This window comes from Streptomyces echinatus (genome assembly GCF_014203595.1).
In the GTDB taxonomy this organism is placed as follows: domain Bacteria; phylum Actinomycetota; class Actinomycetes; order Streptomycetales; family Streptomycetaceae; genus Streptomyces; species Streptomyces echinatus.
The window spans coordinates 55,277-70,769 of the sequence record NZ_JACHJK010000021.1; the positions used below are offsets into that span (position 1 = coordinate 55,277).

The following is a 15,493-nucleotide window of genomic DNA, read 5'->3' on the forward strand; positions in this document are numbered from 1 at the left end:
ACCACAGGTCAGTAGGGTGTGCGGATGATCGAACGCAGCGTCAGGCCCATACGGGAGGGGCTGCCCGCCCACGCCGTCGAGGTCGGAACCGAACCGCTGGACCGGCCGGCGCGGAACTCGGTGGGTGGCCGGCCCTTCCTCGACGGCTCCCAGGACTGGCCCGAGTGCTTCTGCGGCGAGCGGATGGCCTTGTTCTTCCAGCTCGACCTTCCCCCGGACCTGGGGCCCTTCGGCGGCGACCACCTGCTGGTCTTTCACTGCCGTGCGCACAACGACGCGGCCGAAGCCCCTTATGCCGACGGCCGGCTCGTACCCCGCTACTGGGAGGCTCCGCAACCGCCCTACCCCGGTCCGTTCTGGCGGGTACTGCTCCAGCGCCGCGCGACGGACCCCTTCCCGGAGGCCGAACCGTCCGTGCGTGCCCTGCCGCTGACGCTGCGGCCGTTCGTGGACACCCCCGACACGCGAGGGATCGGGGCCCAGGCGTTCAAGGTGGGCGGTACGCCGTCCTGGGCGCAGGATCCCGAGCACCACAGGTGCGCTTGCGGAACGGACCTGGTGTACCTCTGCCAGGTGCCGGAGGGCATGGAATTCGCCGTCCACCCCGGCCAGCCGGAACAGCCCTACAGCCTCGGGGACGACAGCTACTGGCTGTTCCTGGGCAACGAGGTCTACCTGCTGGCCTGTCCGGCCCACTGCGACCCGGCGGCCGTCTGGCCGGTCAACCAGAACTGACCGTTCGAGGCCCCCCGGTCTTCCACCCCGTCGAGGAGGTGGCGAAGGCCCGGCCTAGGATCCTCGGCATGGCGAAGCGTGCGGTACATCGACGGGCCCGGAAGATCGTGGGCGAGGAGCCCGTGGCACTGGTGTGGTGCGAGATCCACAAACCCATCCCCGCACCGCCCAAGGACGTGCACCGCGCGGCAGGAAAGGGGCGGCTGAAGCCGGGGCACCACTGGCTGCTGTACGTCGGCGCTGTCGTCTTCTTCTTCGTCGTCGTCCCGATGATGCTGCTCGACAAGCTGGGCGCCCGTCTGGACGGGTCGTCCCGGCCGCGACGCAACCGTGCCGCGCGGACCGGACAGCCGCAGACCCCGGGTGATCCCCAGCGTGCCGCGACCGATCCCGAGCGTGCCCGCGATCGCCGGGAGGACCCGGCCGACGGCGTCTTCGACGGCGACTGGAGCAGGACCGCGGGCCAGCTGCTGCTGCGCTGGTACGGGCACTCCCCCAACCCCAAACGCCTGGTCATCCTGGCCGGCGGGCACGTCAGCATCGCCACTTCCCCGCGCCGTCGGCTCTCGCCCACCAAGGCCGATGACTTCCGTACCTTCGCGGAGTTCCCCCTCGACCAGGTCCGCATCGAGGGCGAGGCGGGTCAGCCGCGCGGATTCGCCACTTTCCGGCTCTCGTTCACCGACGGCTCCTGGCTGGAGCTGGGACGGCTCGCCGAACCCGAGGACGCCGACCACTTCCTCCGCACGGTCAGCGGCTGACCTGTCGTCATGCCAGGCCGGACGCCTCAGGTTCGGCAGCCGTGAAGTCGTACACGACGAAGTCCGTGATCCGCTCGTATCCGAGGCGCTGGTAGAGGGCGTTGCTGGTCGGGTTGGCCGAGTTCGTGAACAGCACGACCTCCTCGGCCCCCGCGGCGAGCGCGGCGCGGCTGACCTCGACCGTCACGGCGGCCGCGTAGCCGCGGCCTCGGAGGTGGGCCGGCGTGTAGACGGGGTCCACCCGGACCTGGCCGGCGACCAGAGGGTTCACGCCCGCCATGGAGACGGGGGTGCCGTCCGGGGTCTCCCAGTAGGTGTACCGCTTCTCGGCGAAGCGAGTGCCCTCCCACGAAGCCGCGTCGATGGTGACGGCCTCTCCCACGTCCGCGGCGAACTCACGGCACCAGCGCATGAGATGTTCGTGGTCCTGCTCCCCCACGAGGCGGCCCCGTCCTTCCGGGAACGGCTCCGGCGGGGTGAGCGTGCCGAGGCGGTACAGGTGGAGCCGGACACGGAGCGTCGAGGTCGCCCCCGTGTGCCGTCGCCAGGCCTCGGCGAATGCGGTGGCGGTGCCGTGGTCCGCGCTGACGTAGGGCAGGGGACGACCGAGGGCGACCAGGCGGGCCGCGAGGGTATCGGCCTGCTCGGGAGTGAGAGAGGTGACGCTCAGCCCACGGGACGGGAAGCGGTGGAAGGTGGCATGGACCTCACCGTCCCGCTCCAGCCGGCCGAAGACCGGACCCCGGGTGCCGGATGCGGCCGGCCCGAGTGCGCGTAGTTTCTCGGTCAGTGTCAGCGGCATGGTGTGCAGGGCGGGGCGCGAGCGCAGGAAGTCCCCGGCTCGGGCCAGGAAGTCTTCGACGTCTTCGGTGAGGTGCCAGTCATCCGGGCGCATGCTGCATGGTCCCTGACGCACCCGGCCGTGGGGAAGGCGAAGGATCGCCGCCCCTCGGGCTTCACCCGCCCACGACCCCCGTCACCGTCACGGCTACGGTCACGGCAGCGACGAGTCCACGTCCGCTCGCTGCCAGCCGGCCGCGACCAGCGTGTCCACGGCGGTGGCATCGCCCAGCGCCAGCGCGGCCGCGGCCGCGACCTCCGGAACCGGATCTCCCGTGGCGAGCGCCCGCAGCAGCACGTCCGCCCGCTCGTCCCGCTCCTCCAGCGCCGCGACGAGCAGGGCTCCCGCCGTACGTGTGACGGGATCCTTCTCCTCCAGCATGTCGGGGACAACGTGCGTGATTCCGTCGAGGAACTCGCGGCCGACCTCGTGCCAGCGTCCGTCGGCCGCGTACACCGCCCCGACGATGCGCAGGGCCAGGCCCAGCACCCGGCGCCGGACGTGACACGGATACGCCCCCACTCCGACGGCCGAGCCGATCTGCGTCAGGTACGCGATGGCCAGGACCGCGGCCGAACACAACTCACCGTCCGGGGCGAGGAGTACGTCCAGTTCGTCCATGGCGCGCCGCGCGACCTCGGCGTCCCACGACAGCAGCCTCGCGAGGCGCTGAGGTACGACCTCCGGGTCGGTGTCCGTCACACAGGCCGCGTCCTCGAAGGAGACCACCCGCAGCATGAGCTCTCGGGCCGGCCAGAGCATGTCCACGTCGAGCCGGACGACCGCTCGGCCGCTCGGCCCGCCGACCGTCAGCCGCAGGTCCTCGTCCAGACGCACCGCGGTGATGCCGGGTCCGAGGTCGAGATCGGCGCGTTCGCCCGAGGCGATGTCCCACAGCGCCACCACGTCGTCCCGCCAGCACGCGGCGAGAGCCGTCCCGGTGGCGGTGGCGGCCAGCGCGAGACCGGAGACCTTCGGGCGCTGCCGGGCGACTTCCAGCGGCCCGTCGCCGGAGTCCGGCATCCACACGAACAGCCTTCCGTCACGGTGCCCGCTCGCGATCAGCGGTCCCTCGCCCGGGAGTTGGATGCAGGCCAGGGCCGTCGCGGGGCCGGCCTCCGGGTCGGCGGTGAGCGGAGCGGCGTCGGTGTCGAGCCGGCGCACCCGCAGGGTGCCGTCCTCGTCGCTCGCGACGGCGAGCGTTCCGGACACGGTCCAGGAGTCGCCGTCACTCTCCGGTGACCGATCCGTGCCGGACTCCATGGGGTCGGGGGACGTCGAGAGCACTCTCCAGCGGTCGGCCTCGTCCGAGTCACCGGCGACCAGTGCGATCGGTTCGGGGGCCTCCTCCACCGAGCGGGGCGTCTCGATCCGGTCCGTCCAGTCCAGTCCCATGCGGGTGCCCAGTGCCAGCAGCGCCTCCTCGGTGCGCCCGCGCACGATCAACTCGAAGTCGCCGTACCCGGTGTCGTGGAACACGAGTGCGTCGAGGGCGCCGTAGACGGTGACGTGCTGCCCGAGTTCACGCCATGGCCGGAAGCCCAGCGTGGGCAGTTCGTCCTTCACCCACGCCAGGATCCGCTCGGTGTCCTCGCCGCCGTACACCGTCCAGCCGTAGTACGACGGCAGTCGCTGCACGGCGAGTTGCAGGAAGAACTCCGAGAGGGAGCCCGCCTGGAGCGCCCACTCCCCCTCTTCCACCGAGACCAGCACCCGTGGGTCCGGCAGTGCCGCCTCGGCCGCCGGATACCCCCACTCGTTGCAGTACTCGTACTCGGCCTTGAACACGCACACCCGCCGGTCGGCACCGGCGGGCACCAAGGCCGAGTCATCGGACAGCCCGCCCGCGACGCCGTATCCGCCCGGGTCGGGCCGCAGTGTCGGCGGGTACTCGGGGTTGGTCCAGTACAGGCGCGGGCTGTGCGTGAAGGAGTTGAACGGCAGCTCCCACCACTCGTCCAGCGCGGCCGGGATCGGCAGGCTCAGGTCCACGCTCTCGAACGGGTCGTCGTCGCCGTCCTCGCCCCGCGCCTCGCTCTTCAGCCGGCGCAGGTACTCCCGGTGCTCGCTCTCGGACCAGCGCTGCCACGGGACGGCGTCCTCGGGAACCTCGTAGCCCCACTCCTCCTGGAAGCGGCGCAGGAGTTCCCAGCGGGGTGCCGTGTCGGCGAGATGTGCGGCGAACTCGTCCGGAGTCGTCCGGTCCTGGTCACTCCACCGCGGCATCACGCTCCTGAGGCGTTCCGCGAATCTTCCGTAGTCGATCATCCCGCTCATCGAGGCAGCCTATGACATGCGCCTGCCGGCACGGCCGCCGCCGACCCCTTACGTCCCGGGTAATCGACCAAGCACTCACGAATGAAGGAGAGTTGGCGCAGACGCAGGGAAACGTCACCGACGGGGAAGGACACGACCACCATGCCGTACTTCGAAGGCTCTGACGGAACAAGCCTCTTCTACACCGACTGGGGCCAGGGAAAGCCGGTGGTGTTCGTGTCCGGGGCGTGGATCAGCAGCAGTTCATGGGAGTTCCAGATGCTCCCGCTGTCCGAAGCGGGCCTGCGCTGCGTCGCGTTCGACAAGCGGGGCCACGGCCGCTCGGACTGGACCGGTCACGGCTTCGACTACGACACCCTCGCCGATGACCTCGCGGCTCTGCTCGACCACCTCGACCTGAGCGAGGTGACCCTGGTCGCGCACTCCATGGGCGGTGGCGAGGTGATCCGTTACCTGTCCCGGCACGGATACGACCGGGTGAGCCGGGTGGTGCTGATCTCGGTGACGGCGCCGTTGATGATCTGGACGCCGGACAACCCCGAGGGTGTTCCCCAGAGCGCCTTCGACGCCCTGGAGGCGGAACGGACCAAGGACCGCCCGAGGTGGATGGCGCAGAACGCGCAGGCGTTCTTCGCGACGCACCTGGGCAACAGCGTCTCCAGCGAGCTGGTGGAGTGGATGGTGCAGCGGTGCCTGGACTGCTCCGCCAAGGCCGCCGTGGAGGTGGTCAGGACCGGCTGCCGCACCGATCTGCGTGAGGAGGTGGGCGCGCTCCGGGTACCGGCCCTGATCATTCACGGCGACGCCGACGCCTCCGCCCCCGTCGACCTCTGCGGGCGGCGGCTGGCGAAACTGGTGCCGGACAACATCTACAAGGAGTACCCCCGGGCCGGGCACGGGATCTTCGTCACCCACGCCGACCAACTCAACCAGGACCTGCTCGACTTCATCGGGGGCACCTTGTCCTGAGAACCTGGTCGCGTGGTTGCGTGGGGGTCCGGACGGCACCCGCTCCAGCACCGTCAGCGGGTGCGCAGGGCGCCGCTGTACACGTCGGTGCGGTTCCGCGGAGCCCCGGGGTCGGTCTCGGTCAGGACGGCCCGTACCCCGTCCCCGGCGGCGGCCAGACCCTGGTAGTCGCCGAGGAAGTACCCCCCTGAGTTCGGTGCTCGCAGCCAGTCGAAGATCCGGGAGATACGGCGCTCGGAGCGCAGGCGCGGGTCACCGTGCGCAAGAGTGGCGAGCTGGTAGGCGGTGGGCAGGGTGGTCGTGTCGCCGGGCTTGAGGAAGCGCAGGTCGTAGTAGGTCAGTGCGACCGTGCCCCGCTTGTCGACGGCGATCGACGGTGAGAAGGCCGGCACACCCCTGGGGCTGATGAGCGCCGGCGTCCCGCTCCACGTGTGTCCGCCGTCGGTGGAGCGCACCAGCTGGACGGAGTCGTACGCGCCGCCGGAGAAGTCCGACCCCTCGTAGGCCATGTACAGCGCGCCGGTCCTCGGATCGATGGCCGGGCTGGGCAGGGTGGCCGCCGCGCGCAGCGTCTTGGCGGGGTCGTTCGGATCGACCTCCGGCACAGAGGTGTCCCGGGCCACGGTGGTCGGAGCGCTCCAGGTCTCGCCGGCGTCGGTGGAGGTCACCACGGCGTAGTGGGCCTCGGCGACGGTGGTCAGGTCGTCGGCGTAGGTGATGTGGTCGAAGAAGTCGTACAGGGTGCCGGTGCGCGGGTCGACGACGATCACATGGCCGATGGTCTGTGTGTTGGGCACGGTGCTGGTGTCGACGAACAGGCGCGCCCGGCTCCAGGTACGGCCCCCGTCCCGGGTGAGGGAGATGTAGCCCGGACCGTCGAGTGAACTGGGGCCCGGAGGGTCGTTGTCGAGCCGGTCCCAGACCTGGTAGGCCGTGCCCTTGCGGATCGGGTCGGCGGTGATCGAGGGCTTGTCGTTGAAGAACGGCTGCTCGTCTACGTGCGTGGTGGTGAGGTTCTGCCAAGTGCGGCCGCCGTCGTGCGAGGTGACGGTCAGCAGGGCACTGCGCGTGCTCTTGGTGAAGTCGACGCCCTCCCCACTGGCGTAGACGGTACCGTCCGGCCCCGTGCTCACCCAGGGGTCGGTGGCCCGCTCGTAGTCGGCGCCGCCCGGGGCGCACGCGCTGAAGGGCAGCGTGCTCTCGTGGAAGGTGCGGCCGTCCCTGGTCCAGCCGGCCACCAGTCCCCGCGCCGCGCCGTCGGACCAGCGGTCCTGCTGGAAGGCGGTGACCACGCGCTTCGGGTCACGCGGGTCGACGGAGAGGTACGGCTCGACCTCGGTGCCGGGGTAGACGACGCTGTCGGGGGACCTCGCGCCGATGGTGCAGTTGGCGTACGGGTCACCGGAGGAGACCCTGTCCAGCGCTCCGTCGACGTGAGCGTGCTCGGCCGCGGCAGGGGTCGCGCCGATGACCGCGGTGAGCAGGAGCCCGGCGGCAGCGGCGGCGGTGATGGGCAGGCGTACGGGCATGCGAGGTCTCCTCTGGGCCTCGGCCGCCGAGGGACGGCACCGCGGGCATCGGGGCTGCGTGAGCGCAGAGTCATGCCGAACACCCGGAAGGGACGACTCCGCTCGATCTCTTTCGGCGTCACGACCGGTGATCTTGATGGGCCGGACGGCGGAGTCATGGGTCTGGCGCCGTCATCGGTCACAGGTAGGGCCACAGCTCACGGAGGAGCCCCACCGGTTGCGATGACCGGTGGGGCACCTCTGCCCGCCTGAGCGGGTCGGCGAGGCTCGGCCGCTCGCCTCGCGCGCCCTCGCCCCGACGGTGGGCGAGACGTGATCCCGCGCGGTCACCCCTGGTAGCGGACGGCGAGGGTCCGTACCGTCTCGGCGATGCGGTCGCGGAGTTCGGCCGGTGCCATGACCTCGATGTCGCCGCCCAGCCGAAGGAACTCCCCGTGGGCGTGGTCGAGCGATTCGATGGGCACCCGGATCTCCGTCCACCCGTCGCCCGCGGGTGTCACGCCGAGGCGGCGGCAGCCCTCCGGGGTGAGCCGTACCAGGGCCTCCCCGGTGTGCAGCCGGGCACGGAAGTCGGCGAGATAGCCGTTCCAGTACGCGGCCAGGTCGAAGCCGTCCGGGATGCCGAACGCCCCGTCCTGCGAGCGGAGTTCGATGATCTGGTCGACCCGGTAGGTGCGGATGCCGGACGGTCCCCCGGCGACCAGGTACCAGCGGCCGGCCTTGAGGACGAGCCCGTACGGCTCCACCCTGCGCTCGATCTCCTCCGGTGCCCGCCAGCGCCGGTACCGCAGGACCACCGCCCGCCGCTCCCACACCGCGGCGGCGACCGCGGCCAAATGGGGCGTGCGGTCCGCGTCGCCGTACCAGCCCGGGGCGTCGAGCAGGAAGCGTTCCTGGATCCGGCCGGCGTGCTCGCGCAGTTCCGCCGGGAGGGCGGCCCGCAGTTTGAGCTGGGCGGCGGCGAGCGCCTCACCGAGACCCAGTTCGGCGGCGGTGCCGGGGAGCGCGGCGAGGAACGCGGCCTGGGCCTCGTCCGCGGTCAGTCCGGTGAGACGGGTGCGATAGCCGTCGACCAGCCGGTAGCCGCCCGCGTGCCCGGCATCGCCGTACAGCGGGATACCGGCACCGGCGAGCGCCTCCACGTCCCGGTAGACCGTCCGGACGGAGACCTCCAGTTCCTCGGCCAGCTGCCGGGCCGTCATCCTGCCCCGGTTCTGGAGCAGCAGAAGCAGGGTGACCAGCCGGCTCGCACGCATGCCGCCCAGTATCCACTGACACTGGATGTCAGTGGAGTGTCCCTAACCTGCGGCGCATGAACGACTTCGACTTCCTGGACCATGGACCTCACCCGCGGGCGGGCCGGCGCGTGATGATCGTCGAACTCCGGCAGTACACCCTGCGTCCGGGAGACCGTGAGACGCTGATCGAGCTGTTCGAGCGCGAGTTCGTGACCGGTCAGCAGGCCGTCGGCATCACCGTGGGCGGCCGGTTCCGGGACCTGGACGACCCCGACCGTTTCGTCTGGCTGCGCGCCTTCCCCGACATGGCACGGCGTCGCCGCGCACTGGAGGCCTTCTACACCGGCCCGGTCTGGCGGAAACACCGCGACGCGGCCAACGCCACCATGGTCGACAGCGACGACGTCCTGCTGCTGCGTGGTCCGGGCTTCGCCCCGCCGCCGGGGAGCCACGAGGTGGTCGCGACGCTCTGCCTGCCGTCCGGCGCGGCCGCCTTCGACGCGTACGCCGCCCGGCACCTGAGGCCGGACCATGCGCTGCACCGCACCGAGCACGCCGAGAACGACTACCCCCGGTTGCCCGTCCGCACCGGGCAGGACGTCCGGCTCTGGTTCGGGCCGGCCGAGCCACCGCCCTGGCCGGTCCGGCGGCTGCGGCTGGAACCCGTGACGGCGTAGCGCCGGGCCGCCGGTCACCTCGACCGCCTGCGTCAACCGGTACATGTCGTACCAGGACTTGCGCTTCAGTGCTTCCCCGAGGCCGGCCGGCCCCGCGTCGGCCTCCGGGCGCACGGCGCCCGAGCCGTGCGCCCACTTCCGGCAGAGGCGGGCGTACGGGTCGCTGACGGCATACCCGCCAGAAGCACTGTCCGGTCGGAGCGCGGGTGACCGAGCACCGTGGTGGCGGAGACGTCGGGGACGGATGCGCTGAGATCTTCGTGTGTGCCGAGATCTTCGTGCGACCGCATGCCGGCCATGTCCCGCATGCCGGGAGCGCCCGAGCGGCTGCGGGCAGTAGCCGAGGGTCGGGGATCCGCAGACCTTCGGCAGGCGTGACGCCGGGACCGGGGGGCGAAAGTCCTGCCGTCCGCCGGCAGGCAGCGACACGCCCCGTCGTCGCACCGGCACGGCGCGGCGTCGGCCTGGTCCGCGCGGCCACCTAGGGCAGCCCGTTCCGTACCCTGGCGGCATGCGCATGCGCCCCACTCTGAGCTGGACCCCGAGCAGCGACCTGCCGCCGGGCACCACGGATCTCACGCCGGTCGCCGATGCGCTGAGCACCGGTGGTGTGCTGGTGCTCAGCGGAGCGGGCATCTCCACGGAGTCGGGCATCCCCGACTACCGGGGCGAGGGCGGGAGCCTGAGCCGGCACACCCCGATGACCTACCAGGACTTCACCGCCGCCCCTCAGGCCCGGCGCCGGTACTGGGCGCGCAGCCACCTCGGCTGGCGCACCTTCGGCCGTGCCCGCCCCAACGCCGGGCACCGGGCCGTGGCCGCGTTCGGGCGGCACGGCCTGCTCTCGGGCGTGATCACCCAGAACGTCGACGGACTGCACCAGGCCGCCGGCAGCACGGACGTCGTGGAACTCCACGGAAGCCTGGACCGGGTCGTCTGCCTCTCCTGCCGCGCCTTCAGCCCGCGCCGCGAACTGGCCGAGAGACTGGAGGAGGCCAATCCGGGCTTCGCACCGGTGGCCGCCGGAATCAACCCGGACGGTGACGCCGACCTCACCGACGAGCAGGTCGCGGACTTCCGTGTACTGCCCTGCACGATCTGCGGCGGCATCCTCAAACCGGACGTGGTGTTCTTCGGCGAAACCGTTCCGCCGCAGCGGGTGGAGCACTGCCGCGAACTCGTCCGTGAAGCGGCGTCGCTGCTGGTCCTGGGATCTTCACTGACGGTGATGTCAGGGCTGCGGTTCGTCCGCCAGGCAGCGCAGGCCGGGAAGCCGGTGCTGATCGTCAACCGGGACCCGACCCGCGGCGACCCGCACGCCCTCACCCGCGTCGGACTCCCGCTGGGAACGTCGCTCGCCACCGTGGCCGGCCGGCTGGGCATCCCCACCGACGACCCGGCGGCGGCCGGAACGCGGCCGTGATCGGTCGACGCCCACGAACTCGGGGCTGCCGTACGGGCGCTTGAGAGCGTCGTCGACGAAGTCGGCCGGCCGGCACCCTCGTTCTGCCTGGAACAGGGGGCGCTCCGGTGTGTGAGGGCGACCTCCGTGGTGGCCGGGCCGCCTTCGGCGACCGCTCGCCCACGAGGAGACACGACCGGGGCTGGGAGCTGCCGGGACCACGTGCGGGCACGTCCGCTCCGGCCTGACGTGGAAGGGCGGACAGCGGCCCGGGACAGCGTTCACCCGGGAGGTGACGCCGATGCCGGACGAGCAGAATGCCGTGCCGACAGCCGCTGCGGAGCAGGCGATCACCGTCGAGGAGACTGGGGCGTCTTCTGAGGCGCAGGCCAGGGCGTCGGCGATTCTCGCCGAGGAGACCCCGAATCCGATCCCCGGTTGCAGCACACGTTGATGACTCGGTCAGAGGGTGAGCAGCCGGACCAGCAGCACTGTCACCGTGCCGGCGGTGAACATCGCCCCCAGCCCCGTGAAGAGCAGGTGGAGCCACTTCACGTCCCAGCCCTCGATGGTGAACCGCTGCGGAGTCTCAGGGTCGTATCGGACCGTGACGCGTGCCCCGACGCCGAAGGAGCTTCCCACCTTTGAGCGGCCGAACCAGGACGAGTACTCGCACCTGGTTCCGTCCTGGGCCGTCCAGGCCGCGACCGGGTAGTGGAACGTGCCGCCCCCGTCGTGATCCCGCCTGCTCTCGTGGCGGACGATCCGGGCCTCGGCATCGACACCGCCGCGGCGCAGCGCACTGGCGCGGCGCCGACCGTGCACACCGACACCGAGGAAGACCAGTCCGATCGTCAGGGGGATGAGAGAGACGAGCCATTCACGTTCCATATGCCATGCGACGCGTACACCGGCGCGTTGGTTGCGCACGCTTCCTCGGCGCGTGCGCCGGCACGTCGGTCGCGGATGCGTCGGTGGGCGCGTGCGCCCGGCACGTCGGTCGGGCGTGCGTCCGTGGGATCCGGGCGGCGCGGCCGCGGTGGTGGACCCGCGGGGTCCCGTGCACCGGGCCGGCTCAGGCGTCTGCCCGCGCCCGGTGGCCGTGATCGCCGGGCCGCCTTCCTCCGGCCTCCTTCTCGGTGCCGACGGCGGAGGCGGAGAGCAGCGTCGCAGCGGCGAGGCTGCCCCAGAGGGCGGCCGGGCCGTGGGGTGCGAGTGCGGTGATGACCGCCGGGGAGACGGCGAGGCCGAAGCCCGTGGAGAGTTCGAAGCGGGCGAGGGTGCGTCCCAGGACGCGGGCGGGGGCGAGGGCGGTGACGAGCGCGGTGGCACTGCCGGCATAGCCGATCTCGCCGATGGTGCAGATCACGGACACCGCGGCGACGGCCGGGGCACCCCAGCCGGGACCCAGTGAGGTGGCCGCGAGGAAGCCGAGGTAGGAGGCGGTGAGCACCACACCGGCGAGGGCCAGCACGGTCCGCCGGGAGAAACGGGACATCAGCACGGTGACCGGAACCTGCAGGGTGACCACCAGCACCGTGTTGGCCACGAAGACGACTGCCGACCACACCGGGGACGCGTGCAACTGGGTCACCAGGACCAGGGGGAGGGCGATTTCGGGGACGTTGAGGCAGAAGACGTAGACCACGTTCGCGGCCAGCAGCGCGCGCATCCGGGGTACGGGGGCTGCTTCCCCGCCCTCGGCCGGGGCGGCGACCGGATGCGCGTGGAGGTGAACCGACCATGCCAGGGCCGCCGCGGCGAGATAGGCGAGCCCGGTGACGGCCGCCAGTGCCCGCAACGCGGAGGTGCCGCCCGCCAGGCACACGGTGGCGAGGAGCGCGCCCGCGCCCAGGCCGGCATTGCGCAGGGCGCGGCCTCCCGCGAGAGCCGCGTCGCGGTCCCGGCCGTGGGCGACCGTGGCCACGAGCGCCGCGTGGGCGGCCGGCCATGCCTGGTTGCCGACGGCGAGGAAGAGCGCCGCCGTCGCGAACAGCCAGACGTGCCCTGCCGGGGTGGCCAGCAGCAGCGCCACGCCCACCACCCGGACCAGCATCGACGCCGCCACGACCGTGCTGCGTGCGCCCCGGTCCAGCCATCGGCCCACCGCGGGCATGCACACCAGCCCCGCGACGACCCCGGCCGTCATGGCGGTGCCGGTGACCGGCGCGGACAGCCTCAGCACCGTCACCCCGTAGAGCAGCAGGAACGGCCGCAACAGGCCGGTGCCGAGCGCGTCCACGGCCAGAGCGACGGCATAGCGGGGGCCTCCGGAGGCACGGACGAGGGCTCTGGGCCGGATCTTGGTGGTGGTTGCCATGGCGTCACACCGTGCGTGCCGCCGCCGGGCCGGGCACGTCGGTTGACGGACACCGTCAACCGGCGCGGTCGCGGGCCGTCCGAGCGGTGATGATGAAGGGATGACCTTGAGGATCGACATCGGCGGCCTGCCGGCCGAGCCAGTGCGGTTCGCTCCCTCGCCGCTGGCCGAGCTGACCGCCATGCTGCACGTGCTGGCCGAACCCGGTCATCATCCGCAGCTCGCCGACTGGGCCGGGGGTGTCTGGGCCGGGCTGCGGCCGGAACTGGCCGAGCGGCTCAGGGAGGCGGAGTGCCTCTGGCGTTCCTCGCAGGCCGACTTCCTGCTCCCCGCCCGGCCTCGGTCGACCCTCGCCGAGGAGCTGGACGACGTGGACCGGATCGACGACGAGACGTACGTGACCGCGGCGCTCGTCATCACGTGCGGCGGCAAGCGGGTCCGGCTCGCGGCGCCGTCGCCGCTCACCGACGCGGCCGCGCGCGAGCGGGCCCTGGACCTGGCCCAGGCCCGCGGCCCACGGCAAGAGGCCTTCACGGAACGGCTGCTCGCGGACCCGGCCGCAGTGCGGGCGCGAGTGCGGGACACCCTCGAACAGTGTGCCGAGGCGTTCTTCGACGCGGCCTGGGCGGACGTCACCGTGCGGCTCGCCACCGACCTGCGCCTGAAGAACGACCTGCTGAGGCGCCAGGGCGTCGGCGCGGCACTGGCCTCGGTGTCCGGCGCCGTCTCCCTGGCACCGGACGGCGACTGCATCATCGTGGACAAGCTGCAGGACAAGGCGACCGCCGCCCACGGCGGCGGGGTCACCTTCATACCCAGTGTGTTCGGCAGTCCGCACCTGGTGGTGGTCCACGCGCCCGGATGGCATCCGGTGGTGCAGTACCCCGTGGCCGGGCCGAGCCCTTCGGAGCCGGTGTCGCTGGACACGGTCACGCTGCGGCTGGAGGCCCTCGCCCATCCGGTGCGGCTGCGGCTGCTGCGTACCCTGGCCCGCGGCCCGCACACCACCGGTGAGCTGGCCCACTCCTGGGAACTGTCAGCGCCGGAGGTCTCCCGCCACCTGGCCGTCCTGCGCCGTGCGGGACTGCTCACGGCCCGGCGGCACGGGCGCTACGTCCGTCACACGCTCAATCTGAGCGAACTGACGGCGCTGGGCACCGACCTGCTGACCGCCGTACTGCGCTGAGCGGTACCGGCGTGACCGCCTGTGGTCTCGACGCTCACCAGTTGGGCCTCTCAACGTTGCCGTAGGACCAGCTGGGACCCTTCGACATCTCGAAATGCAGGTGCGGACCCGTGACGTTGCCGGTACTTCCGACCTCGCCGAGCTGCTGGCCCGCGCTGACCTTCTGGCCGGCCCTCACCTGACGCTGCGAGAGGTGGCAGTAGGTGTAGACGTGGCCGTTGTCCGCGTGCAGGCCGATCCACTGGCCGTAGGCGCCGCCCGCGCCGTTCGACCACTCGATCCTGCCGTCGCGCACGGCGACCACCGGCGTGCCGGAATCTGCGGCGAAGTCCTGGCCGGTGTGCCGGCCGACGCCGTCCGGCTTCCAGGCGTACGGGCCGCGTGCGAAGAAGCCGAACGTCACCCGGTGATCCGGCACGGGCGACGGCACGCGACGCTTGCCCGGGGTGCGGCCGTTGCCCCCGCGGGTGGGCGGCCCGGCACTGGTGCAGTCGACGCTGAAGCCGGCATGGCGGCCGAGGGCGGTCAGTGAGGCACAGCCGGGGATGCCGTCGGCGGCCGCTCCCGTGAAACCCTGGGCGCGTTGCTCGGCGCGGTAGGCGGCTTTGGTCTGTTCCCCGAAGTGACCGGTGGCGCCGTCGGGAATCTTGTGCCCCCGGGCGATCAGGGCCTTTTGCACGATGCGTATGTCGGCGTTGGTCTTTCCGAACCGAACGTTGGACAGAGCGACCATGGCTGCTCGCTTCCTCTCGTCATTCCCATGGCGTCACGGCCACGGCTCGGTGCGTGCTCACCCACGGCCGGGCCGAGGGCAGCCGACCGTGCATACGACCGGTGGACAATGACGATTCGGGCCGTCGCGCAGATGCCCTGCGGCAGTCGCGCGTCACGGCCGGGTCCTCGAAGCCCGCCCCTCACCAGGGAGGATGGTGACTGAGGAATCGATTCCCACTTTAGTGCCGACCAAGAAGGCGTGCCACCGGAGTTGTGACCGGTTCAGTCTCCGGACCAACCCCAGAAGTAGATCTCCTGTGGCGTCCCCCCGTCGTCGTGCAGTACCGCGCAACGGCCGTGCCCGCGCTCGCCGGCGAGGCCTTGTATCGCCGGGACGTGTGCGCGGGTCAGCCGTTCGGTGCCGGCGCTCCTGCGGGCCTCTTCGGCGGTCACCGGCTGCACCGCGCAGATCTCGGGCTCCTCGTCCTCACGCTGAATGTGGAACACATCGAGAATCGAGTGGGTTCCCGAATGCTGTGTCCACTCGTCGGCCCACAATTCGTCCAGGGACGAAGGCCGGGGGCGGCGTCCCTCCTCGGGAAGCCAGTCGCCGCCGCGCACCCAGTAGTAGTCGCCGGCGAGGAACACGCTTTGCCGCAACTCCTCCAGCGCGGCGCCGAGATCCTCCTGATACGGCACGTAGTAGTCCCATGCCGAAGCACCCATCCCACTGCCCTCCGAGTCGGCCGCCGTCGCGGTGGCACGTCGGGAAAACGCTAGCGGGCACCTCTGACAGACCAGGTTCATCGCCTGCCGTGAGGGATCGGGTGTGCTGCGCTCGACC

Annotated in this window: 15 protein-coding genes; 7 read left to right on the forward strand and 8 right to left on the reverse strand. The window is 71.7% G+C overall.

Annotation, left to right across the window (positions count from 1 at the left end; all coding sequences use genetic code 11):
• The first annotated feature begins 24 nt into the window (after window positions 1-24).
• Window positions 25-735 carry a hypothetical protein gene (locus FHS34_RS37450; RefSeq protein WP_184974080.1) on the forward strand — a complete coding sequence of 237 codons (711 nt, stop codon included), beginning with the start codon at window positions 25-27 and terminating at the stop codon, window positions 733-735.
• A gap of 68 nt (window positions 736-803) precedes the next feature.
• Window positions 804-1,496 (forward strand): hypothetical protein, encoded by a 693-nt coding sequence (locus FHS34_RS37455; RefSeq protein WP_184974082.1) that lies wholly within the window; start codon window positions 804-806, stop codon window positions 1,494-1,496.
• A 7-nt stretch (window positions 1,497-1,503) separates the two neighbouring features.
• Here FHS34_RS37455 and FHS34_RS37460 read toward each other — a convergent pair whose 3' ends face one another.
• Both FHS34_RS37460 and FHS34_RS37465 read right to left on the reverse strand, forming a co-directional pair.
• Window positions 1,504-2,391: a GNAT family N-acetyltransferase gene (locus tag FHS34_RS37460; RefSeq protein WP_184974083.1), complete on the reverse strand. Its 888-nt coding sequence runs from the start codon at window positions 2,389-2,391 to the stop codon at window positions 1,504-1,506.
• Window positions 2,392-2,490: 99 nt separating this feature from the next.
• Window positions 2,491-4,614 (reverse strand): hypothetical protein, encoded by a 2,124-nt coding sequence (locus FHS34_RS37465; protein WP_184974085.1) that lies wholly within the window; start codon window positions 4,612-4,614, stop codon window positions 2,491-2,493.
• 141 nt (window positions 4,615-4,755) lie between these two features.
• On the opposite strand from FHS34_RS37465, the gene FHS34_RS37470 reads away from it, so the two are divergent.
• Window positions 4,756-5,583, forward strand: a complete 828-nt coding sequence (locus FHS34_RS37470; RefSeq protein WP_184974087.1) for an alpha/beta fold hydrolase — start codon at window positions 4,756-4,758, stop codon at window positions 5,581-5,583.
• A 53-nt stretch (window positions 5,584-5,636) separates the two neighbouring features.
• Here the strand turns inward: FHS34_RS37470 and FHS34_RS37475 are convergent, their stop codons facing one another.
• Together FHS34_RS37475 and FHS34_RS37480 are read right to left on the reverse strand one after the other, a co-directional pair.
• Window positions 5,637-7,112, reverse strand: a complete 1,476-nt coding sequence (locus FHS34_RS37475) for a sialidase family protein (protein ID WP_184974089.1) — start codon at window positions 7,110-7,112, stop codon at window positions 5,637-5,639.
• 326 nt (window positions 7,113-7,438) lie between these two features.
• Complete coding sequence (locus tag FHS34_RS37480) at window positions 7,439-8,368, reverse strand: helix-turn-helix transcriptional regulator (RefSeq protein ID WP_184974090.1); 930 nt, start codon at window positions 8,366-8,368, stop codon at window positions 7,439-7,441.
• 56 nt (window positions 8,369-8,424) lie between these two features.
• Here FHS34_RS37480 and FHS34_RS37485 point away from each other — a divergent pair, with 56 nt between their 5' ends.
• From FHS34_RS37485 to FHS34_RS37495, 3 genes are all read left to right on the forward strand, one after another.
• Window positions 8,425-9,027, forward strand: coding sequence for an NIPSNAP family protein (locus FHS34_RS37485; protein WP_184974092.1), 603 nt, complete (start codon window positions 8,425-8,427; stop codon window positions 9,025-9,027).
• A gap of 511 nt (window positions 9,028-9,538) precedes the next feature.
• Entirely contained in the window at window positions 9,539-10,450 is a 912-nt protein-coding gene (locus FHS34_RS37490) for an NAD-dependent protein deacetylase (protein WP_184974094.1), read from the forward strand.
• Between the two features lie 280 nt (window positions 10,451-10,730).
• Complete coding sequence (locus tag FHS34_RS37495) at window positions 10,731-10,883, forward strand: hypothetical protein (RefSeq protein ID WP_184974096.1); 153 nt, start codon at window positions 10,731-10,733, stop codon at window positions 10,881-10,883.
• Between the two features lie 8 nt (window positions 10,884-10,891).
• Here FHS34_RS37495 and FHS34_RS37500 read toward each other — a convergent pair whose 3' ends face one another.
• Both FHS34_RS37500 and FHS34_RS37505 read right to left on the reverse strand, forming a co-directional pair.
• The gene (locus FHS34_RS37500; protein WP_184974098.1) at window positions 10,892-11,320 is read right to left on the reverse strand and encodes a DUF3592 domain-containing protein; all 429 of its coding nucleotides are present in this window, start codon (window positions 11,318-11,320) and stop codon (window positions 10,892-10,894) included.
• A 184-nt stretch (window positions 11,321-11,504) separates the two neighbouring features.
• Window positions 11,505-12,749 (reverse strand): MFS transporter, encoded by a 1,245-nt coding sequence (locus tag FHS34_RS37505; RefSeq protein WP_184974100.1) that lies wholly within the window; start codon window positions 12,747-12,749, stop codon window positions 11,505-11,507.
• Window positions 12,750-12,849: 100 nt separating this feature from the next.
• On the opposite strand from FHS34_RS37505, the gene FHS34_RS37510 reads away from it, so the two are divergent.
• The gene (locus FHS34_RS37510) at window positions 12,850-13,935 is read left to right on the forward strand and encodes a helix-turn-helix domain-containing protein (RefSeq protein WP_184974102.1); all 1,086 of its coding nucleotides are present in this window, start codon (window positions 12,850-12,852) and stop codon (window positions 13,933-13,935) included.
• A gap of 34 nt (window positions 13,936-13,969) precedes the next feature.
• Here the strand turns inward: FHS34_RS37510 and FHS34_RS37515 are convergent, their stop codons facing one another.
• Together FHS34_RS37515 and FHS34_RS37520 are read right to left on the reverse strand one after the other, a co-directional pair.
• Entirely contained in the window at window positions 13,970-14,668 is a 699-nt protein-coding gene (locus FHS34_RS37515; protein ID WP_184974104.1) for a peptidoglycan DD-metalloendopeptidase family protein, read from the reverse strand.
• 263 nt (window positions 14,669-14,931) lie between these two features.
• Window positions 14,932-15,375, reverse strand: coding sequence for a hypothetical protein (locus tag FHS34_RS37520; RefSeq protein WP_184974106.1), 444 nt, complete (start codon window positions 15,373-15,375; stop codon window positions 14,932-14,934).
• Window positions 15,376-15,493: the final 118 nt, after the last annotated feature.